Here is a 26,914-nt window from a genome sequence, read left to right as displayed (position 1 = left end):
TATGTAGTTATTTGGATAAAGCTGGCGTGATTTTCTCTAATTTTTCATTATTTCCTGACTCGGTTATTGCCGTTATTGGATTTGCGTTATTGATTTATTAAAGGGGGAAACAAAACGCGCACCAAAAATTTGTATCGTCCAGCAGTAAAAAGTAGATGGATATATTCTTATGGGGATATCTCTTTGATTGGGGTTGGGAAATTGACTACGAATGAGCATACAAATGGCTGGCAACCACCGATTCTTGAAGATCCCAGCAGATACTTGAAACTAGCAAATAATTCTTGGTTTAACTTGCTGGTAGATTTGCAAGACATACTTACTCGAGAGACAGCAATGTTCTGGCGAGGCCAGGGAATTGGAACCGTTCACTTACCTGTTACGACTGGTAGTATTTCGAGCCCAGTTGGGCTGGGAAGTGACTCAATTCCTGTGAGTATTCAATTAAATGGTCAGGAAACATATCTAGCCGACTCCATGCAGTTTCAGCTTGAGTTGTGTTGTCGAATGAAGCCTCGGGGCGCTTATTATCTAATGCCGTCATTTCGTGGGGAGGACTGGGACGCTACACATCTCTGTCAGTTTATGCACAGCGAGGTAGAAATTAGTGGCGACTTGGATGAGGCTATGTCTTTGGCTGAAGGATATATCCGTGTGCTTTGCGAAGCGATACTTAGGGAGCAAGCTGAGTCAATTACACGAGCAATCGGCAGCTTAAGTCACTTAGAGTCAGTGGCAAACGGAGATTTAACTTTTAATTCTGTTACTTTTGATGAAGCCGCCAAGCTTCTTCAGGACAAACCGGAGTTTATCGATAAAACGGATTACGGGCGAAATCTTACTAGAGCGGGAGAGCGAGAGCTTATCAGAACTATTGGCCCCTTTGTTTGGGTTACCAAGTGGGACCATGGAATTGTTCCTTTTTATCAAGCCATGGATAAAAACGGCTATAGCGCATTAAATAGTGATCTCTTATTTGGATGTGGCGAAGTGGTTGGTTGTGGTGAGAGACATGTTGACGATCTGGCCGTTCTCACAGCTATGAAGGTACATGGGGTAAATCCAGAATCCTATAAGTGGTATACGAATATGAAGCGGGTTTACCCATTGAGAACGGCTGGATTTGGCATGGGTGTTGAGCGATTTTTGATGTGGGTGCTCCAACACGATGATATTCGGGATCTCCAGATATTACCTCGTAGAAATGGATTTGAATTGTCACCATGAGTTCTTTCGATAGGGACCCTTCAAGTTACAATATTTCTAATCAGGTAAGAATTAGCTCACTGGGATTAGCTGAAGATAGAGTACCTCAGCACTTACACCCCATACTTTCATTTATCAATTCATGGGCAAATCAACAAGATGCACCAGTGACTATAACTATAGGTGGAAGCATCGCATCTGGTGAAGCCGATGCTTTTAGTGATTTGGATATCACGGCAGTCTATGAGTCGACTAATCCACTCAATAGGGCCAGAGCTGAATTTGAGCAGATGTTCACCCGGTATTTTAATATTTGCGTGACATTCTCTGCTGTGCATGCGGGAATCCCAAATTTACTTGTTTTCTATACTCGACAAGATGACTGGATTGTAAAGTTAGATATAAGTTTTTTGTATTGTGCAGATCCTCCCTGCTGTATCCAAGAACCATTCATCGTCTTGCGTAAAGATATTCCTATCAACCAAAACACCATGCCTGATACGGAATCAATGTCAGTGCAGGATATTATTCCTCGTTATTGTGGATGGCTTTGGTATACATTTGCAAAAATTAAAAGAGGTGAGAGTTTGGCTGCTTGTGACTCTCTCGCCTTTACACGTAAACATGCCATTATCCCACTTATTCAACAGGCTACAGGTGTTAAATTACAGGGGGATCGGCGATTAGAGCAGCGATTGCCGACCGACTGGGTAGAACAACTTCATAACACTCACCCTCGTACTTTGAAGCCTGAGGATCTTTATTTGAGTCAAGCTAGCCTTCATCAAATTTTCCTGCGAGCGGTTAATGAAATAGGAAAGTCTGATTTGTTACTAGAGGAGCAAAAATATAATCAGCTTGTTGATGTGTTACGACGGCAGGGGCTAACCATTGACTGGCCTGAATAATGATGCAATGTCGGTAAACTTTGGGCGCTCTGGGCATAAGCCCAGAGAAACAATGTTCGAAATGAAAAGTTCACGCTATCAATATGAATAACAGGTTTTATCCTAAGTTAATACCGGGAAAGGCGATAGCAATATATTCACCCTCTTCAAATGTAGTAAGTAAATATCCTGACCGATTAATTCGGAGCGTCAAAGCCTTGGAGCGAACCTTGAATACAAAGGTTGTACTGCCGGAGCAGGTGTGCTTTTCAAGAGGGTTTACGGCAGGGACTGCATTGGAGCGGGCTCAGGCGTTTGAGAGTTTATTACTCGATCACTCGATTGCGGGAATCATGTGTTCAATTGGAGGATTCAACTCAGCTGAAATATTAGAACACTTGAATCGAGATATTGTTTGCCAATACCCCAAAGTGTTAATTGGCAACAGCGATGCGACAGCCTTGATTTTAGGTATTTTTAGTTTGAGTGGATGGACTACTTATTTTGGCCCCACGCTGTTACCCCAGTTTGGCGAATACCCTCAGCCTTTTGCTTTTACGATCGAGAACCTTTTTTCTGCCATTGGTAATAATGAGACCTTGACAGAGCTAAGAGATCCTGCTGCATGGACTCGTGAATTTACGGACTGGGGTGAAAGTCCGCGACGGCGCCGTTTGATGGGAAAAGACAGTCACCGAATAGTTTATCGAGAAGGGCTGGGTGAGGGGATATTGTTTGGAGGGAATATAGAGACGCTAAATATGCTTGTGGGTACGCCATATCTTAATATCCCCTCAGATATTATTTTTTTCTGGGAGGCCCATGCTGAAGAAGCGCGACTAGAGAGGGTTCGTCGTGCCCTTACCCATCTGCGTCAATCAGGGATACTCTCTCACGTTAGAGGTATGCTTATTGGACGCTCTCCATATTGCACTGATATTGCCGGCGTCACGCTAAAAGATACGGTTCTTGAGGCTTGTGCAGATTTCGACTTTCCAATAGTGGCGAATCTAAGCTTTGGGCATACAGATCCCATGTTGACTTTACCAATCGGCGTTTTGGCTAATGTTTGTGTAATGAAAGGTAGTGAGGCTCGTATCACAATTGTCTAACTTACTTTTGTCTAAACAGGGATGCCCATGCGGTTATTGCTTGAGTACCCCGGGGGAGAGGTCGCAATTTATTGTCTGTCAAAATGATGTTGCGACCGCACTAATACCGATACGTCCGAGAATTAGGGGGAATGTGGTGGTGGTGCCTCACGCCTATCATACGGATTTTTCCACATTCAATCAGAGTGAGTTCCGCGATCTATTTAAGTGTGTCAGGGAGTCTACTTTTGCAGTAGAAAACCTCTATGATCCGGATGGTACCAATGTCTGGTGTGATTGGGGGGGAATTACGGGGCGATCCTATCTTCACTTAGTTTGGGAGATTGTCCCCAGGAGTGACAGGAAAGCGGGTAGAAAATATCGCTATACGGATATTTTTTCGTGTCCGCAATGGAGTTCGCCGGAGAGGGCGAAGGAAGCTGCACGTCTACGCGGTGCTCTCAATTTCTCGAAATAACCCCTATTATAAAACGATCATAACTTGTATTGAGTTTGCTGTGCCTTATACGTTTCGAGTTCGAAGGCCGTGCCCGCTATGTACACTGATGCATTCGAGTGTTCCGCTGGTAAAGGAGATGAAGCACGCTTGCCTGGCGGTAAATCCGAGGCAGCGCAGTAAAGGCGCATTGTTAGTAATCCCTTCTTTGCACACGAATCATTTTACCGCTTGTGACTCGGTAGTTTTATCAGATGTCAGCAATTTGATCCTAACGGGTGTTGATATTCTGCGAGAGGCATTTCAGCCAGATGGTATTCATACATTCTGCAATTCCGGAGTGTCCGCAGGCCAGTCTGAAGATCACATGCATGTGCAAATCATCCCGCGATATGCAGATGAGCCCTATTCATTTGTACCCAGTGATGAGATTCCACTATTAGCTGAGGATAAGTTAGCCGAACTCGTCAGCGTTCTACTGCGAAGGAGCGCCAATGTAGACTAGCAGCAGTTTTTTCAGCCGGCTCTAGTGAGCGGTACAGCATCCATTCAACAGATTGTTCCCACTCTTTAGAACTGAGTGCTTGTCAGGTTCCTCAAAGCCCGAGACTGTTGACATTAGGGCGCTTCGGCCCTAGATTCAAACGAGCGTTTGAAACACTTGAATGAGGACCGGGAGCATGGCCGACTATAAGGCGCCACTAAGGGAGATGAACTTCCTACTTCACGAGGTATTTGCTGCGGAAAAACTCTGGGCGGAATTGCCCGGGTTGGCTGGAGCGGTAGATCGTGAGACCGCAGATGCGATTCTCGAAGAGATGGCCAAGCTGGCTGCCAACACCCTGGATCCGATCAATCGCACTGGCGACGAAGAGGGCTGCCAGTGGAATGACGGTGTGGTGACCACGCCGAAAGGCTTTAAAGAAGCCTATACCACCTTCTGTGAAGGCGGCTGGGGTGGACTGCTGGGCAACCCGGAATACGGCGGCATGGGTATGCCGAAAATGCTGGGCGCTCAGGTTGAGGAGATGATCAATGCTTCAAATATCTCTTTTGCACTCTACCCGGTTCTGACTAACGGCGCCTGCCTGGCAATTGATGCCCACGCCAGTGATGCGCTGAAAGAAAAATACCTGCCCAAGATGTATGAGGGAACCTGGGCTGGTGCCATGGGCCTTACCGAGCCTCACGCCGGTACAGACCTGGGTATTATCCGCACCAAGGCCGAGCCCCGTGGCGATGGCAGCTTTAGCATTAGCGGCAGCAAGATCTTTATCACCGGCGGTGATCAGGATCTGTCCGAAAACATAATTCACCTGGTATTGGCAAAATTGCCAGACGCACCCAAGGGACCGAGAGGCATCTCGCTGTTCCTGGTGCCCAAATACAAGGTGAACGAAGACAACAGCATCGGCGAGCACAATGATGTGAACTGTGGCTCGATCGAGCACAAAATGGGTATCAAGGCCTCCGCTACCTGTGCGATGAACTTCGACGGCGCCCAAGGCTGGCTGGTCGGCGAGGAGAACAAAGGACTCGCGGCCATGTTTACCATGATGAACTACGAGCGTCTGGGTGTCGGTATCCAGGGCCTCGGCGCTTCAGATCGCTCCTATCAGAATGCTGTTGAATACGCTCGCGACCGTATCCAAAGCCGCTCTCCAGCGGGCGCCAAGCAGCCGGAGAAAGCCGCAGACCCCATCATTGTGCACCCGGATGTGCGCCGCATGCTGCTCACCCAAAAAGCTTTGGTGAACGGCGGCCGCGCTCTGTCCACTTACGTGGCCAAGTGGTTGGATATTTCCAAGTTCGGCGAGGGTGAAGAGAAAAAGAACGCGGAGAATATGGTTGCCTTGCTGACCCCGGTGGCCAAAGCCTTTACTACTGATATGGGATTGGATTGCACCATCCTCGGTCAGCAGGTCTTCGGTGGCCACGGTTATATCCGCGAATGGGGCCAGGAACAGTTGGTGCGCGATGTGCGTATTACCCAGATCTATGAAGGAACCAATGGTATCCAGGCTCTGGATCTGGTGGGCCGCAAGACTGTAGCCACTGGCGGTGCTCTATTCGAATTGTTTGCTGCAGATGTACAGGGCTTTATCGATGCCCAGATTGATCGCGAGGAAATGGCAGAGTTTATCCAGCCGCTTATCGCTGAGATGCAACGCCTGCGTGAAGCAACTGAGAATATGGTTGCCGCCACTCAGCAAGACCCCCACGCACCGGGTGCGGCTTCTGTAGAGTACCTGCACCTGTTCGGCTACGTCGCTTACGCCTTTATGTGGGCGAAAATTGTGGCTGCAGCGCTGCCGAACGCAGAAGCGGATAGCTTCTACAGCGGCCAGATAAAGACTGCGCGCTTCTACTTTGCTCGCCTGTTGCCACGCACCCAGGCATTGGCCGGCAGTGTCAATGCAGGCAGCGCTAGCTTGATGGACTTGGAGGAAGAGCTGTTCTAACAGCTCCCAGCGAAAGTGTTAAAAAGCCCCGCATTGCGGGGCTTTTTTGTGGAGCTGTAGAAGGCTTTCTCCTAAACTCAGGGCACAAAAATAACGAGCAAAAGTGCCCATGATAGATCCCTCCGATAAGAAACTCTCCGACGAAGACCAAGCAAAGGTCGATAAATACCTGCAGTCCGGCATCAACAGTGTCGAGCGCAAACCTTTCCGCCCCTGGGTACTGTTACTCGGCTTGTTAGCGTTATTGACGCTGCTATCGTTGCTGAGCCTGTACATCGCCCAGACAAAAGGTATCGTCTAGCGCGGTGTGGAGCTTCCCAAGTGCTGGAGTAGCTGCCATTCGTCACCGGAAACTGGCTGGATAGACAGGCGCCCCTGTTTTACCAGCACCATCTCTGCTAACTGGGGGATGCCCTTGATTTCTGCGAGGGGCACCGGCCGCTGGAACTCACTTCGCCAGCGAATATCGACGCAGTACCAGCGCGGTTTATCCTCGCTGGCCTTGGGGTCAAAGTACTTGCTTTCTGGGTCGAACTGGGCCGGATCGGGGTAGGCAGAGCGAACCACTTCAGCGGTGCCCACAACTGCCGGCACCTTACAGGCACTGTGATAAAACAGCACGCCATCTCCTTCCTTCACCTTATCGCGCAAAAAATTGCGTGCCTGGTAATTGCGGATACCATCCCAGCGACCGCAACCGCTGGATTCGGCAGCGAGGTCCTGGAGGCTGTATTCATCGGGCTCAGATTTAAATAACCAGTAGGTCATGCGGCAGTTTGTCTCTTTGCTGCGCCGGTTGGTGTTTCGCCGGCTTTCGACGCCATTTAGTATGAAGCTGCCGATTAGTGTCAAATCGGCGCATAGATTTTTACCCAATAAGCGGGAGATTATGGGAAGCAAAACACTTCAGTGGCTCTCACAGAAGCTGGCCAGTCGTCGTTCACAGTACTGGGCCTTGCAGCTCTCTGGTTGGGGGGGCTATACGCTGTTGACCTTTGTGGGCAGTTTTTTCTGGGTGAATGACCACTGGATTCACTCGGGCTACATCATTGTTGCCACTACTGCGGGGGTTGTTCTCAGCGAGAGCATGCGCTTGGGTTTCCACCGCCTGTGGAGTAAGCCCCCAGCACTGCGATTGCTAGGCTCTTTACTGCTGGTGGTAATGGCGGCAGTGATTTGGGCAGCAATAAAATTCGCCGGCTCCCTGTGGCTTTATGGCCACGATGGTGATGAGCACCCGGCACTCCTGGCTATCTACTGGTTCACCTATTCATTTCTGATTCTGATGACCTGGGCGGCGCTCTATTACGGCATCAAGTATTACCGCTCCTCTCAGGCCCAGCAGGAGAAGGCGCTGCGGGCGGAATCAATGGCGCACCAGGCTCAATTAAAAATGCTGCGTTACCAGTTGAATCCGCACTTCCTGTTTAACACACTCAACGCAATCTCCACCTTGATCCTCGATAAGGACGGGCGCACGGCCAACAATATGGTGACGCGCCTGTCTCAATTCCTGCGCCATTCCCTGGATAATGACCCCATGCAGAAGGTCACCCTGGCGAAGGAAGTTGAGGCGCTGATGTTGTACCTGGACATTGAAAAGGTGCGCTTCGCCGATCGCTTAGGGGTGAATCTGGATTTACAGGGGGAGTCCCCCCAGGCCCTGGTGCCGAGCCTGTTGTTGCAACCGCTGGTTGAAAACGCGATCAAATACGGGATTTCACAACTGGAGTGGGGCGGTGAGATTGACATCAAGTCACGGGTTTTCGCCGGCGAATTGTTGTTGGAGGTCAGCGATAACGGCCCCGGTATGTCGGAAGAAGAGCTGCGCCTGATTGGCAAAGGCTACGGAGTGGGCATTCGCAATACCTGTGAGCGCCTTAAGGCCCTTTACGGCGATGACCAGAGAGTGCGTTTCCGCAACCGCCCGGAGGGGGGCTTGTCGGTGAATATTCGCATTCCCTTTGAACAGGAATAAAGAGATGAGTGGAGTAGAGACCCTGAGGGCGATCGTTGTCGATGATGAACCCCTGGCTCGTCGCGGATTGCGGCTGCGCCTGGAGCAAATGGCTGATATCGAGGTAGTTGCAGAGAGTGGCAATGGTCGCGATGCGCTGGAGAAAATACTGGAGTTGAAGCCCGATGTAGCATTTGTGGATATCCAGATGCCCGGCGTGAACGGTTTGCAGCTGGTACAGCTGATCCCTGTGGATTCCCTTCCCCATGTAGTTTTTGTCACGGCCTACGACCAGTATGCGGTAGAGGCTTTTGAAATCAATGCGGTGGACTACGTACTAAAGCCCATCGAAGAAGAGCGCTTGGAGTTGGCCCTTACCCGAGTCAGAGAACAGAGAGCCAACGCTGATATCGCTAACCAAAGAGAGCAACTACTCGAAGCTGTTGCCGACCTGACCAAGGAATCCCCGGAGGCTCTGGAGCAGAAACTGGTTAGCGGGCAATTTGCCGGCAGTGCCTATCCGGACAAAATTGCAGTGAAAGATGCGGGCAAAATAACTTTAGTGCCCTCCAGCGAAATCGATTGGATCGATGCTGCCGGTGATTATATGTGTGTACATGCTCGAGGTGAGACTCATGTGATGCGTATTACCATGAAAGAGCTGGAGCAGCAGTTGGACCCGAAACTTTTCCAGCGCATTCATCGGTCAACCATCGTCAATTTAAGTCGGGTAAGGGAAATACGTGCCCATATTAATGGCGAATACCATCTGGTATTAGATAGCGGCGAGTGTTTAAAAATGAGCCGCAGCTATAAAAATAAAGTCCAGCACTTCCTTTGATCCATAAATTTTTTATGGCTCTCAGGTGAGGCAGCAAAGCTGGTGGGTTTTCCACTGTAACGCTGCCTTTTAAGGCATGGATTTCATTTTGTGAATTTTTGTTTTCTTTTTGGCGAATAAACGGGCTTTTCATGGCCTGATCGAATTTTCCTGGCAACTAGTCGCAACTGCCTTGTAAGGAATTCATATTACGCTAGCCTTCAGTCCCAATAAAAAACTGGGGCTGAAGTAATGGCATTAACACGCGCCGCTTTAAAGAATCCCGCTGCTGCGGGGGTCGCAGTGGTTATGGCTGTTCTGCTTGGAGCTTTCCTCGCCAGCCAGCTGCCGGTTCAACTTTTCCCCGATATCGACAATCCTCGTATCGCTATTCAGGCGGGCTGGAGAGCGGCCGCACCGAAAGAGGTGGAGGCGGAAATTGTCGAGCCGATCGAATCTGTATTACAGGGCCTCACCGGTCTGGAAATGATGCAAGTCAACGCCGGTCGCGGCGGCGCCTGGGCAAATCTGGAATTTGCCATGGGCACCGATATGAATAAGGTGCTAATTGACGTTATCAGCCGTATGAGCAGCCTGCCGCCACTGCCCCGGGATGCGGAGCCACCGCGAGTAATGCTGGGTGGCTGGGGTGGCGATGCCACAGCACTGACCTATTTCTTTCTGCAAAAATTACCTGATAACCAGAATAACCTGGATGACTACGCTGGCCTGATTGAAGATGTACTGCGCCCGGAGTTGGAGTCGGTGCCCGGAGTTGCAAGTGTCCAGGCCCAGTCTGGGAGTGCGGCACAGGAAGAGTTACAGATTATTTTTGATCCCTGGAAAGCAGCGGAACTGGGAGTAGAGCTGCCTACAGTGAGTCGGCAGCTGGCGTCTGCCCGGGATGTCTCCGGCGGATTTACCGACGTGGGACGGCGTCGCTATACCCTGCGCTTTGTCGGCGAGTATGAGCCCAAAGACTTATCCGAATTGGTGTTGGAGTGGCGCAATGGACAGCCGGTGCGCTTGGGCGATATTGCCGAGGTCAAGGTGGGGCCTTCAGAGTCGCGCGGTGTCACCACGCAAAATGGCAACCCGGCAGTTTCTCTCCGTATTAACCGTACCAACAATGCCAATATGCTGGCTACTTTGGAGCGGGTTAAGCAAAAAGTCGCTGAGCTGAATGAAACTAAATTGAAAGCTGAGCAGCTTGTGCTGGTGCAATCATTTGATGCATCGGTGTTTGTTTACCGGGCTTTAAATCTGCTTGGCGGTAATATGATTTTAGGTATCGTATTAGCTGTCGGAGTGCTCTGGTGGTTTATGCGGCGCATGCGTGCGACCTTGATCGTTGCCGCAGCGATTCCAATTTCATTACTTTCGACCTTTGTGGTGCTGTCGGCCGCAGGCCGCAGCGTGAATGTAATTTCTCTGGCGGGACTGGCCTTTGCTACCGGTATGGTGCTCGATGCTGCGATAGTAGTGTTGGAGAATATTGTGCGCCTGAGAGAAAAAGGTCGGGGGGCAGAGGAGGCTGCGGAGCAGGGTGCAGGCCAGGTGTGGGGTGCACTGTTGGCCAGTACTGCGACAACCGTTGCGATATTCCTACCGGTATTTTTCCTTAACAGTGTCGAAGGGCAGGTCTTCGGTGACCTGGCCCTGACTATTGCCGTGGCTGTGGTGTTTTCCCTGCTGGTTGCGGTGGCCGTGGTTCCCCTGGCCGCGCGTCTGTGGCTACCCTCTGTCTCTACTGAAGACCGTCTCTCCCGAGTGTGGGAAAAAATAACCGCGCGGGTAATGGCTTTGACGAGTACCAGGACCCGCCGTTGGCAGGTGATCGGGGGGCTTTTATTAATGCCCATGGCTGCGACTTATTTATTCTTACCAAACCTGGATTATTTACCGCCGGTAAAAAGGGATGCAGTCGATGTGTGGATGAATTTCCCTGCATCCACTAATACCAAAACTTTAGAAACAGAAATCGTCAACGAGTTGGATAAGCGCATGGCACCCTACATGAGTGGTGAGCGCGAACCAGCCCTGAAGAACTACTACGTGATCACCTGGCCCAATGGCGGCACTATGGGAGTGCGGGTTAAGGATATGGATCAAGCCAAGGAGATGGAGAGAATCCTGCGGGAAGAAATCCTGGTGGATATTCCTGATTTCCAGGGATTCGCCGCCCGGGGTAATCTGTTTGGCCAATTCGGTGGTGACCGAAACATTGCTTTACATCTGCAATCCCGTGATGCCGAAGCATTGATGCGTGCGGCTGCCCTTGGGGTTGAGGTTGTTGAAGAGGTGATGCCGGGAACGCCGGTGCAGACCAACCCAGGCTTATCTTTATCAGAACCTGAATTGACAGTGCGCCCCAATGATCGCGCAATGCTGGAGCAGGGTTGGAATCGCCAGGATATGGGCGGACTGGTTCGAACGCTAGGCAATGGTCTTTATGTCGGCGAGTATTTTGACGGTGAAAAGCGCCTGGATATTATTTTTAAAGCGCAGCCCTGGAGTACTCCCGAACAACTGCAAAATACGCCTTTGGTAACGCCCCGTGGAGAAGTGGTGCCACTCAGTCAGCTGGCCAGTGTGGAGCGGACTGTGGGGCCGGGCAGTTTGCGCCGGGTCGATGGTCGGCGCACTATTACACTGAATATAGTACCGCCGGAAGATGTGTCCCTTGAAGAGGTGCGCGCACAGCTGGAGGCGGATGTATTGCCGAAGATTCGCGAAGCTCTGCCTGCTGACGGGAGTATTTTGGTGGGAGGAAATGCCAGTGACCTGGATAAGGCGTTGGCTTCGCTTTCCAAGAATTTCCTGTTAGCGCTGCTAATTTTATTCCTGCTGATGAGTGCACTGTTCCGCTCCTTGCGGGATGCCTCTCTGGTACTGCTCACCGTGCCCCTGGCGACAGTGGGCGGCGTGTTGGCGCTACAAATTTTAAACTTGATCGATTTCCAACCACTGGATCTGCTCACCATGATTGGCTTTGTGATATTGCTAGGCCTGGTGGTGAATAATGCTATTTTGCTGGTACACCAGACGCGAGCGGCAGAAATGGCGGGTAGCACTCGGGTGGACGCTGTAGAGCAGGCTTTACGCCTGCGTTTGCGCCCTATTTTTATGAGTACCCTGACCAGTGTGTTTGGCATGTTGCCACTGTTGGTTGCTCCCGGTGAGGGCAGTGTTATCTACCGCGGCCTGGCCGCAGTGATTGTGGGCGGCATGGCAGTGAGCACGCTCTTTACCCTGGTTTTATTGCCGGCATTACTGCAAACCGGCAGCCTGCCGCTACCCAAATTTACGGCTATGCGCGAAAGGTTTGCCCTGAGGAGTTCACAATGAAGAAATTGCTCGCAGGTATCGTTTTATCTCTGGGCGCCAATGGCGTTTGGGCACAGGGCGATCCTATTGCGGTATTGGTGGATCGGGCCCAAGTTCGGGAAATTGCTCCGAGCCAGTGGTCTGCAGGTGAGGTGGTGAGCCGACGGGATATCCTGGTGTCTTCTGAACTGGATGGTGTGTTGGAATTTGTCGCTGAACCCGGCAGCTTTATTAAAAAGGGTGAGCGCCTAGCCGAGCTGGACAGTACTCATTGGCGATTACAGCTGCGCAACAGTGACAGCCGTATCGCACAATTGCGTGCGCGGTTGACCTATATGGATGCTCAGTTAAATCGACTGAGTAAGTTGGCGGAAACCAATAGTACCTCCCGAGCTGCACTGGAAGAGCAGCAGGCTGAGCGGGAGGCAATGGCTCAGGATCTGATTGCGGCTCAAATTGAGCGCGACCGTCGAGCTTATGAATTATCTAAAACAGCCATTGATGCGCCCTTTGACACTTTAGTGGTGAGCCGCGAATTACAGGCGGGAGAATATGTGCGCACTGGTTCGGAATTACTGCGAGCCCTGGATATGTCACAGATGGAAGTGGAGGCGGATATTCCCCTGACGGCCCTGCCGCTGATTCGCATCGGTGACACAGTGGCGCTACGCAGTGATTCTGTCTCTCTGCCGGGAGAGGCACGGGTGGATGATCAATTATTTAGCGGCCGGGTACGTCAATTTGTGCCTGTGGCCAGCGACCGCTCCCGGCGAGTTAAGCTGATGGTAACTTTGCCACAGAGTGCGCCGGAGCAGTGGGACTGGATTGTCGGTATGCCGGTACAGGTCTCTGTGCCCATTGCGCAGGCGCAGGCCACCATGTCTGTGCCAAGGGATGCCTTGGTTTTAAGAAATGGCGATACCTTCGTATATCGAGTGGGCGAGGAGGATAAGGCAGAGCGATTATCTGTGCGTATCGGTAGTGGCGATGGTGAATGGGTGTCGGTAAGCGGTGATCTCACTAAGGGCGATCGTGTGATAGTGCGTGGTGCTGAGCGCTTGCAGCCTGGACAGGAAGTTAAAGTGCTGTCGGAAGTGGTGCGAGATAAAGAGCCATTACAGGCGGGCAGTGGCTAATTCCTGATTTTCCCTGAAGGCCTTCTGATCAAATACAGGGTGACTCGCTGCTTGTGATCGCCCTGGCCCTCCTAATCTTTCACCAAGCAATGATGTTCCCTCCCCATCCAAACTATTTGTGGGTACATCGACTAAATAATAATCATTCGCATTGACTGGCGTATATTTCTTCAAATATCATCCGCTCCGTTTATGGTGCCCCTGCACCGTTCGCTGATTTGGAATGAGGTTTTAGCCGATGAAAATTAACGGCTTAATGAAGAAAAAAGCGCTGTCAGCCTGGATTGCTGCCGCCGTGCTCGCCCCGCTGGGAAGTTCTGCTTGGTCTGCTGAAAGCGAAACTGCTGAAACCATGGAAGAAGTCAGTGTCTACGGAGAGCAGGAGGAGACCAGTACTGCCTCTCGCCTAAGCCTATCTGTTTACGATACTCCGCAAACGGTAACAACTGTATCCCAGGCTCAAATCCAGGACTTTGCCCTACTGGATATTAATGAGCTGCTGAAATATACCCCTGGGGTAACCGTAGAGAACGTAGAGACGGATCGTACTTATTACACCGCTCGCGGCTTTGATATTGTGAACTTCCAATACGATGGAATCGGTGTTCCCTTTTCCTCTGGTTTATCCCATGGGCATCAAGACACCGCGATATTCAACCAGGTTGAAGTGGTGAAGGGCGCAGCAGCTCTGACCACAGGTCTGGCTAACCCCTCCGCGACGGTTAACTTTATCCGTAAGCGTCCGACAGAAGAGTTCAAGGCGGGTGTAGATCTGATTGTCGGTGAAGAGGGACGTTTGCGCACCCAGGGAGATATCTCAGGTTCTATCAGTGATAACGTCCGAGGACGGTTGGTGGTTGCAGAGGATCAGGCTGACTCTTATCTTGACCGCTACGAAACTGACGGCAGTGTCTACTACGGTATTGTGGAAGCAGATTTGACTGATTCCACCACCCTGACCTTAGGCCACAGCCAAAATCGCAGTGAAGCCGATGGCAGCATGTCCGGTGCCCTGCCACTTTTCTATACCAATGGCAGCGCTACCGATTACGATATTTCCACAAGCACGGCACCGGACTGGGCTTTCCGCAATGTAGACAGAGCCCAGACTTTTGTTGAACTGAAGCAGGATCTTTCCGCAAACTGGTCCGTTACTGCATTACTGACCCAGAATGAAATCGATATGGATGTCGAGGAGATGTATGTCTACGGCACTCCAGACAGAGAAACCGAACTGGGTTTATATGGATATGCGTTTGGCTACAAGTTGGATGAAAAGCAAAAGATTGCGGATGTATTCCTGTCAGGAGTTTACAATTTGTTCGGCCGCGACCACGAATTGGTGGTGGGTGCCAACTATGCAGATATCGAACTAAGCGGCCAATCTTTCTACAGCTACTCCGACGGCTATCCGGTTCTTGGCAGTGACTGGGCTAATGGCACAACGGCGCGGCCTGACTTTGTCGATACTGACGCTTATTACACTGGCCACTACGACGATCAAGAGCACAAGTCTTTATACTTTGCTACTCGCCTGAACGTTACTGATAGCCTGTCCCTATTGGCCGGTGCGCGCAAAATGGAAGTGGAGCAGTCCGGGTACAGTTATGGCGTTGATGCTGACACTTCAGCGGATCAAACTGTTCCTTATGTGGGGGCCACTTTTGACTTGAACGATAGTTTCTCCCTCTATGGTAGCTTTACCGAAGTCTTTACTCCTCAGTCTTGGGTTAGCCCTGAATTTACACCGCTAGGTGTCGCAGAGGGGGATAGTTCCGAAGTCGGGGTTAAATACTCCCTTGCAGGCGGACAGGCAACAGGCAGCTTTGGACTGTTCGAATCCAACCTGAATAATCTTGGCGAGTTTGCTGGGACTGTTGATGGTGTAAATACCTATAATGGGCTCGATTACTCCACTAAAGGTGCCGAGCTGGAATTAATCGGTGCTATTACCGAGAATTTCAATATCAGCTTTGGTTTCACTCATTTAAGTGAAGTGGTGGGTGATGACGGTGAGGATGTCCGCACTTATATTCCGCGCAACACCCTGAAGGTGGCCGTGGCCTACGATTTACCTCAAGTTCAAGGCTTGAAGTTCGGCGGCGGTATCAATTGGCAGGATGATATTTACATTGAGCCTGTCGAGGGTGTTCGTGTAGAGCAGGATAGCTATGCGTTGCTCAGCGCCTTTGCCAAGTATGATATTTCTGATGCTTTAACGGTTGGCCTCAATATTGATAACCTGACCAACGAGAAATATATCAACAGCCTCTATTGGACCCAGGGCTATTACGGCGCTCCGCGTCAGGCACAGTTGAGTGTGAGCTGGCGCTACTAAGGCGCTTAGTTAACTCCGTTGCAGTTTAACCCGGTACTTATGCCGGGTTTTCTGTTTTTTAGTTTTAGGTAAATGTTATGCGTCAAACCCTGGTTCTTTTACATCGTTACCTGGGGCTTGCTACTGCGGTCTTCCTGATAGTCACCGGGCTAACCGGCGCTATTATCTCCTGGGATCACGAACTGGATGAGTGGCTTAATCCCCACTTATATAAAATTACTTCCAGCGGCGAACCCTTAGCCTCTATCGAGTTGGCAGAACGGCTTGAAGAGTCCTTGCCGCAAGTCCAAATATCCTACTTTGAATTGGTACAGGAGCCTGGGCACACCCAGTATTTCTGGGTAGAGCCTCGAATTGACCCGGCTACCGGTCAATTCTTTGCGGTGGATTACAACCAGGTATTTGTCGATCCGACCAATGGGGAAATTATTGGTAAGCGCGAATGGGGGCGTGTCTGGCCAATAACAACTGAAACCCTGATGTCGTTTTTGTACAAGCTGCATTACAGCTTTCATATCCCTGAATTTTGGGGCACTGACCACTGGGGGATTTGGCTGCTGGGCGTTATTGCACTGGTATGGACAATCGATTGCTTTGTGGGACTAGCGGTGACTTTACCTCGCCGCAAGAAATCCACCCGAAAGCCATCTCGGACTTGGTGGCAGCGCTGGAAGCCCGCATGGATGATTAAGGCCGGCGCTGGGCGTGCCAGGCTCACATTTGATTTACATCGTGCGTTCAGTCTGTGGACCTGGGTGCTGCTGCTGACAATTGCATTTACGGCCTTCTCGCTGAATCTCTATCGAGAAGTATTTTTTCCCCTGATGTCGCTGGTATCAGATGTGACTCCGTCGCCCTTGGAAGAGCGCACACCTAACGATCACAGCAATCCAATTACCCCCTCGTTGTCTTTTCGGGATATAGCCGCGATTGGAGAAAACCAAGCTGCGCAGATTGGTTGGCAGCAACCGTTGAATTCCCTGTGGTATGCCCGGGAGTGGGGGATATATCGGGCTGAATTTTTTGATGCCAGCGCAGGGCATGGTGCCGGGGGGGTTGGTCACAAGGCTCTATTTTTTGATGGCCACAGCGGCGAATATCTCGGAGACTTTATCCCCTGGGAAGGGACGGCAGCAGACTTATTTGTACAGGCGCAATTCCCTGTGCATTCCGGTAGGATCCTCGGTCTCCCTGGTCGCATACTGATTTCAATTATGGGGGTGGTGATTGCGATGTTGAGTGTGACTGGAGTTTTAATCTGGTTACGTAAACGTCGTGTGGCAGTCAGTAGTCGGATGGATAGCAGGTCTCCCTTGCCGAGTACTGCTGTATAACTCTATTGGTTAGACCAGTGGTAATTGGAGCAATTAATGGCGCTCTAGTTACCGCTTGGGATAGCCTTGGGGATGACTTGTTCGCACCATACCCTTAGCGGATTGCAATTTGCTGATGATATTAGCCATGCGATCCCTGCTTACCCTATTTCTTGTATTCTTCTGTTCTGTTTCGGAGTCTCAGGTTCGATCGGACCACCTGCCTCCCGGAGCTGAGCCTATCGAAGTGAATAACCAGACAGTTTTTTATCAAAATGGTTATTTCTACCGCAAAGGCCCCGATGCCTATACTCGGATTGAGCCGCCTCTGGGAGCTCGGGTCTCCCGAGTACCTTTTGGAACCCCCATTAACTTGGGTAACAAGCATTATATGCTTGCGGGTAATGGTACCTTTTTCTTATTAGACCCCAGGGACAATCAATATGTGGTGGTCACGCCCCCTCCCAATTGGCAGCATGTTAATCGCAATCCCCTAGCTCCGAAAAAGAAAATATACCCCCGAGCGTATCCGCCCCGCCATTTGCGGCACCGCTCAGAGGGTAAACGAGTCGATCGTAAGGATTGGGATATTTACTGTGAAGCCCGGGCGGCAAATTTGCTGCGCCGTACGGGTGAGCCTGGTAAAACAACCAGGCGGGCTATGCGTGAATATCGCAAAGTATACAGGAAATGTTTGCGTCAAAGTCGCCGCTTCAGGTAAATGCATGGGGCAGGGAAGTCCCTGGGCTACACTGAACAATATGGCCCAGTAGGCGCCTATTTTATTAGTGCCGGATTTTTTCACGGATAGAAGTATTTTATGCCGGGTGCCAGCCTTTTCATCCCTCGTTGTAGTGCCGGCAAAGAATTTCCTTTTCTTCACCTCGCCCTTTCATTTCTCCTTTTCTTTAGCGTCGCCTGTCTCTCTGTTTCCAGTGTCGCCCAGCTTCCCGGTAGTAAACCCAAGGAGTTTAAGCCGGAGGTTCCGGATTTTGCTGACCCCTCTGCAGATTGGTGGACTGGATGGACCAGTGCCTCTCCCGAAGAGCGACGAGAATGGCTTAGCTTGGTCACAAAGAGCTGGGAGGAGTGGGAAAAGGATTTGCCGGAGGATGAGGCCTTACAGGACGGTGCAGAAAAGATTAGCCAAAGTTTACAAGGGATCGCAATTACCTGGAAAAAACGAGAGGAGTACCTGAAAGTCCCTTTAATGCCGGATGTGGATTTTCCAGAAAGCCCAACGGTATTGAACTGGGCCAAGGCCGATTCTGCCATCAGCCGTGGCCGACGTAGGTTAAAAGGCGTAGAACTGGAGGCTCGCCAACTTAAATCAACCCAGTCTCAGTCGCTGTCTTTACTGCGTAAGCAAGTGATTGTACTGCGGGATTCCAGTGGACGAGAGGAGGATGAGGCGGCGCAGGCTCTACTTTTAGCTCAAATAAATCACCTAAATATTATTGAGCAGCTGAGTACTGTTAATACTTTCCTGGGAACCTGGCGGGAGAAAATTAATAGCGCGGAAATTAAATTGCGGAGACTTCTGGATACCCTCGTCTACTCCAGTAAAGATGCAGAGGAAATAGATAAGGATATCGCCGCAAACGAAAAGAAAATCGAACGTATTTCTGCGACCCGCACCAGTATTCAAAGCACTACAGAACCCTCCACTGACCCCACCATCAATATGCAGAAAGACCTCACCCTGATGCAGCTTGAAGTGGACTTGTTGGAGGAGCAGTTGGAAAAACGCAAAAGTGAATTGCTGCAATCCATCAATGAGGTCCTGAATGAAGAGGGCGAAGAGCGCCCCCTGATTATCAGTCGGGATTTATTGGAAAATGCCAACTCTGTGATTGAAAGTGCGTCGCGGGAGCTGGCGGTGCGCCAGCGCCAGGTGGTGGCCTGGCGCGAAGATGAAGAGAACGAAGACCTGAGTCGCTGGTGGTCTTACTTTGAGCGTATTGGCAGTGGCCTGGCCCGCGCCAATGACCTCGAGCAGGATATTCAGCGCTATGAAAAGGCCCAGCTGGAGGTTTACAAGGAGCGCCAGGGTTGGTGGGCAACAGTGCGCGAACGAGTCGCACTGGGCGCAAGACAAGCTTATAACCGCTGGCGTAAGTTGGCGGATTATCAGTTATTTACTGTTGCCCAGAACCCGATAACCCTGCGGTTGATCGCCAAGATGATTGTGGTCTTGGTGGGGGCCTGGCTATTGTCTGGACTCACCCAGGCCTTCCTGCGCCGGCTTGTGCGCAGGGAGCATGCCAGTGAATCCTCCATGTACAATCTTGGGCGGGTGTTGCATTACATCTTTATTTCCGCGGCCCTGATTGTGGTGCTCAGCATGTTGGGCCTGGATACCTCCAAGTTGGCCCTGGTCGCTGGAGCCCTGTCGGTAGGTATTGGCTTTGGGCTCCAGGCGATCTTCTCGAATTTTATCTCCGGTTTGATTCTGCTGTTTGAGCGCCCTCTCAAAGTGGGTGATCTGGTGGAGTTGGAGTCGGGCGTTTTTGGCCGCATCCGCGATATCAGCGTGCGCTCAACCCGTATTACCACGCGGGACAATGTGGATATCTTGGTGCCCAACACTGAGTTTGTTGCGGGCCGGGTTATTAACCACACACTGGATGACCCTGTGCGCCGTATTCACGTACCCTTTGGTGTGTCTTATGCCTCGGACCCAGATTTGGTGCGGGAAGCTGCCCTGGAAGCTGCCGCTCGAGTCAATATCACCCATACCGACTGGAAGCGAAAAACCGAGGTGTGGCTGATGGGGTTCGGAGATAATGCCCTCGACTTCAAGTTGGTGGTGTGGGTCAACAGCAATATGGTGACTTCCCTGGGAGACTCCTATGCCCTGTACAACTTGGAGTTGTTGCGGGAATTTCGCGATAAGGGTATTGAGGTACCTTTCCCTCAGAGAGATCTGCATCTGCGCAGTTGGGATGTTCCGGCGATCATTGGCCGTACCGCCAGGAAGTAACTGGGGTCCGGCTGGCATGACACCTCCGGGATTTCATAGTATTTTCAGTCTACTGGCCTTTGTGTCGGTGCAAGTTCATTTACCGGTGTTACTGCGTTTTCTCTCAGGGCGCTGATGAAATCACAATAAGGGAAGCCCGTGCTGATCATCCCCATCCAAAACAAACCCGACTGGCGCCGGCCGCCATTAATGTGTTTTGCGTTGATTGCCCTTAACTTGCTGATGTTTGTTTTCTATCAAGGGGGGGATGAAGCTCGCTGGCAGGAAGCTGAAGATTACTATTTTGAGAGTGACTTACCGGACCTCGAAGAGCAACGCTTTCTTGTGTATGTCAATGAAATGCACCCAGAGTGGAGAGCGCAGATGGGTGTGGAAGGGGAAGAGTTTTTTTACCGGGAATCCCTCGGTAATCCTGAATTCCACCACTGGCTGTTGCCGAAGCTCGAAGCAGAGGGTGAGACCGAGTGGTTACGACAGAGGCAGGAGTTTGCCCAACTGCGGGATAGGGTCAGTAGCAACGCACTGGGGCTGATACCGGCTGACCCGAGTATTGCTGGAGCCTTTGGCCATATGTTTCTACACGGTAGCTGGGATCACCTTATTGGCAATATGGTGTTTCTGCTGTTGTTTGGCTTGTCTGTTGAACTAGCCCTGGGAGGGGTGTGGTTTATAGGGCTTTACCTGGTGGGAGGATTGGCGGCAGCAGGTCTGCATGTGCTGGTGGAATCCGGCAGCCATGTACCGATGGTGGGTGCCTCCGGTGCGGTCTCGGCAATTATGGGCATGTTCGTCGCGGTTTACGGTGTGCGCCGGCTACGTTTCTTTTACACCATTGGTTTTATGTTTGGCGAATTCAGTGCACCGGCGCTGCTGGTGTTACCGCTGTGGTTGGGTAAGGAGATTTTCGGTTATTTGTATGGAGATGCCAGCATTGCCTATTGGGCCCATACTGGTGGTTTACTTGCGGGTTTTGCCCTGACTTTGGCGGTGTTGTACTGGCGCCCGATGGTGGAACCTATGCCGGAGGAAGAGGAGGCCCCGTCCCCCCAAAGGGTAGCCTTGGCGCGGATTGATCGTTTTTTGGAAGAGGGAAAAATCCTGGAAGCCACTGAAGCGGCAGCCTCAGCGGTGCGGCAATATCCACAGGCGTTAACACTGATTGAGCGCTATATAGAACTGACCTCAGCGGCGCCAGAGAGTGAAGGTTACCACCGGGCCAATCTCGCTTTATTTGCCCAGGCAGGAAATCTGGAGATCGATGGCCATACCCTGGCAAGTGGCTATCGCCGCTACTTGGCGGCAACAAAAAGTCCAAAGGCGCTCACCGGAAAGGCAAATTTATTGATGGCACGGCGTGCAGCGGAGGAAAAGGACTGGCCGTGGCTAGAGGAATTACTGCGCCACTTGAAACAGCAGCGAGTGAATCACCCCTTGATTCCCAAGCTGGGAATGGTTCTGGTCAATTACTATCGTCGCCTGGGTGAGGAAGGCCGCGCGCGCGAGGTGAAAGAGATGACCCAAGATATGGCTGCCTCAAGTTGAAGAACATAATTCGGTATGTCTTATAAATAATTAAGTAATGTATTGGGGGCAGAGTGAGTCGCTATATTTTGACCGGGACCGAAATTGCAGGGATGGAGGGGGAGCGCAAGGTACATTTCCTCAATGCCAATGCGGTGCGTAAAAACAAGTCCCTGGGTGATCTTATCGGCATATCCGGCTTTGGTTTCCATATGATCGAAATCGAGCCAGGTTATGAATCCACAGAATTCCATTGTCACTATTTTGAAGACGAATGTGTTTATGTCCTGGAGGGTAGGGCCGATGTGCGTATTGGTGACGATCACCACCAGGTTTCTGCAGGGGATTTTATTGGCTACCCCGCTGGTGGCCCAGCTCATGTGATGCGCAATGTGGGAGAAGTGACCTTGCGTTGCATAGTTGTAGGCCAGCGACTACAACATGATGTTGCCGACTACCCAGAAAAAAATCAGCGGATCTACCGAAATAATGGTTTACCCTGGGAGTTGGTGAACCGCGATAATATTGACCACCCGAAGTAGTTTTCGCCGGTAGAAAAGAGTGGATTTTTAGCTTATGCCTGAAAAGATTCGGGTTTTTTATAATTCTGCTTGTCCAGTCTGTAACGCAGGAATTTCAGCACAAAAGAAAAAGTCCAACTCCTGCCAAGTGGATTGGGAGGATGTTCATATTGATGAAGATAAAGCGAAGGAACTGAATACAGATTTAGAGTTTGTCCGTGAGCGGTTGCATGTATTGGATGCGGATGGAAATCTGAAAGTAGGCTACGAAGCTTTTATTACGATTTGGGAGAACTCCCCCAAGGAATTGTGGAAGGCCAAGGTGTCGAAGCTCCCTGGCCTGAGGTGGTGCCTAAATATCCTTTACAATATTTTTGCAAGAGGGTTGTATCTCTGGAATCGAGCTTTCAAGCACTGGTAGTCGTGCTCAATGTATATCTGCTGTCGAGTTTAATACGTTCCACAAGGTGTTGATCTGAGAGCGAAAGGCGCTGTCGGGGAATTTCTGTCGGAGAAAGTGAAGCAGTTTTTTTGCTAAGTCTTCCCGGCCTAATCCATCGATATAGACTTGAGCTAATAACAGGTAGGCGGCGTCAAGCTGTGGATAGGCTTCTTTGTGTAGATTATTTAATAGTTGTGCAGCAAGTTGGTATTTATGTTGATGATATAGTACCTGCGCGATAGCGTGGCGAACTTCAGACTTGCGCACAGCTGGAGTGGGCTCTGTAGCTATATAAAGCTCCGCCGCTTTGTGTGGACGATTTATCTGTACAAATTTCTCTAAAAGATGCGGCCCCAGCTCCAGTAGGGCTTTTTTATCTTTGGTTGCTAATAACAGACGGTAATAGCGTTCGTTTAGTATTTCGTCGCTAGGAAAGCGGCGCAGTCCCTCGACTAAAGCCTGACGAGCGCTAGTGAAATCTCCTTCACGCAAAAATATTTGTGCTTCTGCCTGAGCTCGTTTACATAGGAATTCATTTTCCTCTAAGTAATTGTCGTCATCTTCGTACAGTGCAGCTACCCCGAGTTTTTGTTGTCGAGTCAAGCAGATATAACCCATTACTGCACTTGAGACTATGTAAAAGTAAGTAACAGTAGCTGCTGTTGTTGGCATAATTGCCCAGGAGGGAAGCTTGTCGCTAACAATAGCCATTAAAATGGTTGGAGCGAAAGATATGACATTAGTAATAATTAATAACAACCAATAAGGCCAGCCTATAACCAAAGTAAATTCAAGTAACTTAAGTGGATTGATTGCTGCCTTCAAGCTGTGTGTGATAGCCAGGGCAATCATAGAAGCTGGCGTTAAAAAAGAAAGCACTGCCATATAAATAGCTAAAACTCCAAGGCTGCCGGTAGATTGCACAAGTTTGTAACCGACAAATATTGCAATCAGCGTCATTCCGACGACTTTGAGGAGTAATACAGCCCCATTTCCGTCCAGGGCCTCCGTAAGAGCCGGGGCTTCCCGTTGGCCTGCGGCGAGCTTTTCAATCACTAAAAGGTTGTAACGGACTACCACCGCCACAACTGCCACTAATGCAATGAGGCTGAGAAGCCCAATGGAGGTAATTACCAGGCTTCCGGCAGCGGCTACCGCCATCAGAGTTAATGGACCTGGTTTGAGAGCATAAAGGAAATAAAACAGTCCCATTTGCCAAAATGGTTTTGCACTGTTACTGGCCCCAATATACTCCAGGCTCTTCCGGCAAAGGGGACAGTCGGGTCCTTGCTCGTGATAATTTGCGCTGGAGCCGGGAATACACTCGCCACAGAACTGACGGTTGCAGGGCTGGCACTGCCAGGATGCAGTCTTGCTAGTGTGATAGTGGCAGGAATCAGCCATTTATTCTTCCCTAACGAATTTCTCTACTTAATAGTTATTTTGTCTTGGTTCACAGTTTATCTGTCGACTCGGTGGCGGTGCAATCATCAAGTATTTTTAATGTCCTGTTAGAATGCAGGAGAAATACCGATAAAATTGGTACACAAGTTTCAAAATAGGTGTTGTATGACAAAGGCTATGCATATTCATTTGGTTGAGGGCTTTGCGCCGGAACCCTGGGGAGAGTCAGCTCTGCTGAGCTTTGATGGTAGCGCTGCCAATATTCATATTAGCGCTGCGAAAGGCGCTGTGTTGGTTGCAGCGCAGCGAGCTGCCCGAAAGCTCGATGGTATGGGGGTCAACGATGTTGTCCTCAAAGGAGAAAGCTGGAGCATTGAAAGCCGCTGGGCATTTTGGGCAGGTTTTTTTAACCCGCGTAAATCCAACAAAATTGACTGGGGGACTGATGACAGCGCCGAGTTAAAAGAACTCGCCGCCCGTGAAAATGCCAGTCGCTGGGTTCGTGAAATTACTAATGGTACTCCTGATGATGTGTCTCCGCGTGTATTGGCGGAGAGCGCTGCAGAAATGCTGCAAAAGCTGGCTCCCAGTGCGGTAACTTACCGTATAGTTGCCGGGGATGACCTGCTGCGTGAAGGGTTTGTCGGTATCCACAACGTTGGGCGTGGTAGTGTACGTGAGCCGGTGATGTTACAAGTGGACTTTAACCCGAGGGGTGATGACCAGGCGCCGGTTGATATGTGTTTGGTAGGTAAAGGAATTACTTTTGACTCCGGCGGCTACAGCATTAAGCCGTCCAACAACATGGCCACAATGAAATCCGATATGGGTGGCGCGGCCATGGTAACTGGAGGCTTGGCTCTTGCAATAGCCAGAGGTCTCAACAAGCGGGTCAAACTCTATCTCTGCTGCGCAGAAAACCTGATCTCCGGTCATGCCTTTAAATTGGGCGATATTATTAAATATAAAAACGGAGTGAGTGTAGAAATACTGAATACCGATGCTGAAGGGCGCCTGGTACTGGCCGACGGTTTAATTGCAGCTTCGGAAGAAGAGCCTCGCTGGTTATTAGATGCCGCTACTCTGACCGGTGCAGCAAAGATGGCTGTAGGTCGGGATTTCAACTCTGTCTTTAGTTTTGAAGATGAAGCAGCCCAAAAGGTATTGTCTGCAGCTTCTGAGGAAAATGAAAAGGCGTGGAGACTGCCTTTAGAGCGTTTCCACCTTGAGCAAACCCCGTCCAACTTTGCCGACATCGCCAATGTTGGTATTGAGGGAAGTCCTGGTGCATCTACGGCAGCCTCCTTCCTCGCGCGCTTTGTACGGGATGAAGGCCGCAATTGGGTGCATATGGACCTTTCTGGCTCTTATCAGCCCAGTGGCAATGATCAGTGGGCGCCAGGTGCTAAAGGGCACGGCCTGCGGACAATTGCACGCTTCCTTTTGGATAATTAGCAACCGGCAATTTATGCCAAATACCTTACGAAACGCGCCTAATTGTCGGCGCGTTTCTTTTACCTCGCCCCTAATACCTATAAGTCATTAAAAAAATTGTACTCCAGCTGAAAACCGGGATATTAGTAACGTTCTGCTAATTGAGGTATTTCGGTTCTGGTTCGTTAGCAGATACTTGGGTCTGGAAGCATTTGCCAGGTGAATAAGATAATCAGTGATTCGGTGAGCGGTAATGAGCACTGCAACCTCTACAAATAATTCGGATTATAATCCAAACCATTGTGCCAATTGTCAAGCAGAGCTATTGGGGCCCCATTGCTATGCCTGTGGTCAGCCGGTTAAAGGCATGGTTCGTCATTTCTCTTCAGTAATTGGAGACTTTTTTGATACCCTACTTGCTTTTGATTCCCGCACATGGAAAACAATACCCTCTCTGTTTTTTAGACCTGGATTTTTAACCGCTGAGTATTTCTCTGGTCGACGGGTGCGTTATGTCAGCCCTGTACGCTTGTTTATCTTTCTATGTATCACCAGCTTCTTTGTAACCCAGATAAACAGTGACTGGGCTATTAATTTTGGAAATGTAGACGTTGAGTCAGTCGATGTTGAAAAAGCGAGCCAAGGTTATAACGACGCCATCGAAGATATTCGAAAAGGCAAAGAAAAGCACGTTAACAATAGTTATGCTGTCGCTGTTTTGGAAGACGTTGAGAAAAATCTGATTAGCGAACAAGAGAAGCTTACCGGTGGTTTGCATAAACTCAATGAAGATTTAAGTGAGATTGATGAAGGCCAGAATGGATCGGAAAACCTTTCTAAAGAGGAACTGGCCTCAGGATTGAATGAGACTATTAGTGAGTTAGATAGAGAGTTTCTTCAAGTTGATTGGCTTCCCAAACCATTAGAAGATTGGGTTAACCGTAAAGTAGAGAGCGCCCATAAAAATGTAGAAAGGGTCACCGATGATCCAAATCGTTTCAAAAAAGCATTCTTGGGAGCTCTTCCGTCAACTCTTATAGTCATACTGCCAATATTTGCCATGATGCTGTGGATGCTTTACGTCTTTAAACGCAGACTTTATATGGAGCACCTGATTGTAGCGTTACACAGCCAGGCTTTTATCTGCCTGAGTATTCTGATTGGCAACCTTTTTTATAGTATTAGTAGTCAACTGGAAGGATACGCATTTATATACTCGTCTCTTAACAGCTTAATGGCACTATTAGTTCTTTGGGTTCCTATATATCTTTTTTGGATGCAAAAGCGTGTATATCAGCAGGGTTGGATCATGACCCTGTTTAAGTATTCTTTTTTGGGTTTAGCTTATCTAGTTTTATTATCTGTTGGTGCGGCTCTTACTGTATTTTGGAGTTTGGCAGAGTTATAAGGATATATCCTAATAGGATTCCAACCATTAAACGCATAAGCGTTTAATGGTTGGTGTAGGTGAAACTGTGCTGTTTCGATGTTAAGTTATTCAAGCTAAAGAGTTCGCTCGCAGCACCATCTATATTCAGAATGTTGTATTGTAAATTTATATCCGTAATTCTGTTCAGAAAATTGGACTTTCGGATTACTAGTGGTAAGTAGTTAA

22 protein-coding genes are annotated in these 26,914 nt (G+C 49.9%); 20 read left to right on the top strand and 2 right to left on the bottom strand.

What is annotated here, in order from left to right:
- Positions 1-129: 129 nt before the first annotated feature.
- The 7 genes from ACJJI5_RS21965 to ACJJI5_RS21935 all read left to right on the top strand — a co-directional run bounded on the left by ACJJI5_RS21965 (position 130) and on the right by ACJJI5_RS21935 (position 6,404).
- On the top strand, positions 130-1,227 hold the full coding sequence (locus tag ACJJI5_RS21965) for an amino acid--tRNA ligase-related protein (RefSeq protein WP_445355179.1): 1,098 nt from the start codon (positions 130-132) through the stop codon (positions 1,225-1,227).
- A complete protein-coding gene (locus ACJJI5_RS21960) occupies positions 1,224-2,114 on the top strand; it encodes a hypothetical protein (RefSeq protein WP_444934752.1) in 891 nt (296 codons plus the stop codon). The genes ACJJI5_RS21965 and ACJJI5_RS21960 overlap by 4 nt, the downstream gene beginning before the upstream one ends.
- Before the next feature lie 83 nt (positions 2,115-2,197).
- Positions 2,198-3,205 (top strand): S66 family peptidase, encoded by a 1,008-nt coding sequence (locus ACJJI5_RS21955; protein WP_445355178.1) that lies wholly within the window; start codon positions 2,198-2,200, stop codon positions 3,203-3,205.
- Positions 3,180-3,662: an HIT domain-containing protein gene (locus ACJJI5_RS21950; RefSeq protein WP_444934753.1), complete on the top strand. Its 483-nt coding sequence runs from the start codon at positions 3,180-3,182 to the stop codon at positions 3,660-3,662. Before ACJJI5_RS21955 ends, ACJJI5_RS21950 begins: the two co-directional genes overlap by 26 nt.
- Before the next feature lie 118 nt (positions 3,663-3,780).
- Positions 3,781-4,146, top strand: coding sequence for an HIT family protein (locus ACJJI5_RS21945; RefSeq protein ID WP_444934754.1), 366 nt, complete (start codon positions 3,781-3,783; stop codon positions 4,144-4,146).
- Between the two features lie 175 nt (positions 4,147-4,321).
- Positions 4,322-6,103, top strand: coding sequence for an acyl-CoA dehydrogenase C-terminal domain-containing protein (locus tag ACJJI5_RS21940; protein WP_445355177.1), 1,782 nt, complete (start codon positions 4,322-4,324; stop codon positions 6,101-6,103).
- A 109-nt stretch (positions 6,104-6,212) separates the two neighbouring features.
- The gene (locus ACJJI5_RS21935; protein WP_445355176.1) at positions 6,213-6,404 is read left to right on the top strand and encodes a DUF3094 family protein; all 192 of its coding nucleotides are present in this window, start codon (positions 6,213-6,215) and stop codon (positions 6,402-6,404) included.
- On the opposite strand, the gene ACJJI5_RS21930 is transcribed toward ACJJI5_RS21935, so the two are convergent.
- The gene (locus tag ACJJI5_RS21930; protein ID WP_445355175.1) at positions 6,401-6,871 is read right to left on the bottom strand and encodes an EVE domain-containing protein; all 471 of its coding nucleotides are present in this window, start codon (positions 6,869-6,871) and stop codon (positions 6,401-6,403) included. The two genes, ACJJI5_RS21935 and ACJJI5_RS21930, sit on opposite strands and share 4 nt — an antisense overlap.
- A gap of 121 nt (positions 6,872-6,992) precedes the next feature.
- On the opposite strand from ACJJI5_RS21930, the gene ACJJI5_RS21925 reads away from it, so the two are divergent.
- The 11 genes from ACJJI5_RS21925 to ACJJI5_RS21875 all read left to right on the top strand — a co-directional run bounded on the left by ACJJI5_RS21925 (position 6,993) and on the right by ACJJI5_RS21875 (position 22,440).
- On the top strand, positions 6,993-8,081 hold the full coding sequence (locus tag ACJJI5_RS21925; RefSeq protein ID WP_445355174.1) for a sensor histidine kinase: 1,089 nt from the start codon (positions 6,993-6,995) through the stop codon (positions 8,079-8,081).
- A 4-nt stretch (positions 8,082-8,085) separates the two neighbouring features.
- On the top strand, positions 8,086-8,901 hold the full coding sequence (locus tag ACJJI5_RS21920) for a LytR/AlgR family response regulator transcription factor (protein WP_445355173.1): 816 nt from the start codon (positions 8,086-8,088) through the stop codon (positions 8,899-8,901).
- A 231-nt stretch (positions 8,902-9,132) separates the two neighbouring features.
- Positions 9,133-12,228 carry an efflux RND transporter permease subunit gene (locus ACJJI5_RS21915; RefSeq protein ID WP_445355172.1) on the top strand — a complete coding sequence of 1,032 codons (3,096 nt, stop codon included), beginning with the start codon at positions 9,133-9,135 and terminating at the stop codon, positions 12,226-12,228.
- Entirely contained in the window at positions 12,225-13,343 is a 1,119-nt protein-coding gene (locus ACJJI5_RS21910) for an efflux RND transporter periplasmic adaptor subunit (RefSeq protein WP_444892661.1), read from the top strand. The genes ACJJI5_RS21915 and ACJJI5_RS21910 overlap by 4 nt, the downstream gene beginning before the upstream one ends.
- 238 nt (positions 13,344-13,581) lie before the next feature.
- On the top strand, positions 13,582-15,681 hold the full coding sequence (locus ACJJI5_RS21905; protein ID WP_445355171.1) for a TonB-dependent siderophore receptor: 2,100 nt from the start codon (positions 13,582-13,584) through the stop codon (positions 15,679-15,681).
- 77 nt (positions 15,682-15,758) lie between these two features.
- Complete coding sequence (locus ACJJI5_RS21900) at positions 15,759-17,015, top strand: PepSY-associated TM helix domain-containing protein (protein ID WP_445355170.1); 1,257 nt, start codon at positions 15,759-15,761, stop codon at positions 17,013-17,015.
- A 127-nt stretch (positions 17,016-17,142) separates the two neighbouring features.
- Entirely contained in the window at positions 17,143-17,715 is a 573-nt protein-coding gene (locus ACJJI5_RS21895; protein ID WP_445355169.1) for a DUF6515 family protein, read from the top strand.
- 99 nt (positions 17,716-17,814) lie between these two features.
- A complete protein-coding gene (locus tag ACJJI5_RS21890) occupies positions 17,815-19,977 on the top strand; it encodes a mechanosensitive ion channel family protein (protein WP_445355168.1) in 2,163 nt (720 codons plus the stop codon).
- 138 nt (positions 19,978-20,115) lie between these two features.
- Positions 20,116-21,519, top strand: coding sequence for a rhomboid family intramembrane serine protease (locus ACJJI5_RS21885; RefSeq protein WP_445355167.1), 1,404 nt, complete (start codon positions 20,116-20,118; stop codon positions 21,517-21,519).
- Between the two features lie 53 nt (positions 21,520-21,572).
- Positions 21,573-22,040: a cupin domain-containing protein gene (locus tag ACJJI5_RS21880; protein ID WP_282934505.1), complete on the top strand. Its 468-nt coding sequence runs from the start codon at positions 21,573-21,575 to the stop codon at positions 22,038-22,040.
- Between the two features lie 34 nt (positions 22,041-22,074).
- Entirely contained in the window at positions 22,075-22,440 is a 366-nt protein-coding gene (locus ACJJI5_RS21875) for a thiol-disulfide oxidoreductase DCC family protein (protein WP_444895347.1), read from the top strand.
- Positions 22,441-22,446: 6 nt separating this feature from the next.
- On the opposite strand, the gene ACJJI5_RS21870 is transcribed toward ACJJI5_RS21875, so the two are convergent.
- Positions 22,447-23,673 carry a tetratricopeptide repeat protein gene (locus ACJJI5_RS21870; RefSeq protein WP_445355166.1) on the bottom strand — a complete coding sequence of 409 codons (1,227 nt, stop codon included), beginning with the start codon at positions 23,671-23,673 and terminating at the stop codon, positions 22,447-22,449.
- Positions 23,674-24,030: 357 nt separating this feature from the next.
- On the opposite strand from ACJJI5_RS21870, the gene pepB reads away from it, so the two are divergent.
- Both pepB and ACJJI5_RS21860 read left to right on the top strand, forming a co-directional pair.
- Positions 24,031-25,320, top strand: a complete 1,290-nt coding sequence (gene pepB, locus ACJJI5_RS21865; protein WP_445355165.1) for an aminopeptidase PepB — start codon at positions 24,031-24,033, stop codon at positions 25,318-25,320.
- Positions 25,321-25,552: 232 nt separating this feature from the next.
- Entirely contained in the window at positions 25,553-26,707 is a 1,155-nt protein-coding gene (locus ACJJI5_RS21860) for a DUF3667 domain-containing protein (protein ID WP_445355164.1), read from the top strand.
- The last annotated feature ends 207 nt before the right edge of the window (positions 26,708-26,914 follow it).

This window comes from Microbulbifer maximicatervae (SeqCode) (assembly GCF_052467955.1).
Note: the sequence above shows the minus strand (reverse complement) of the source record. Positions and strands in the feature narration are given on the sequence as shown.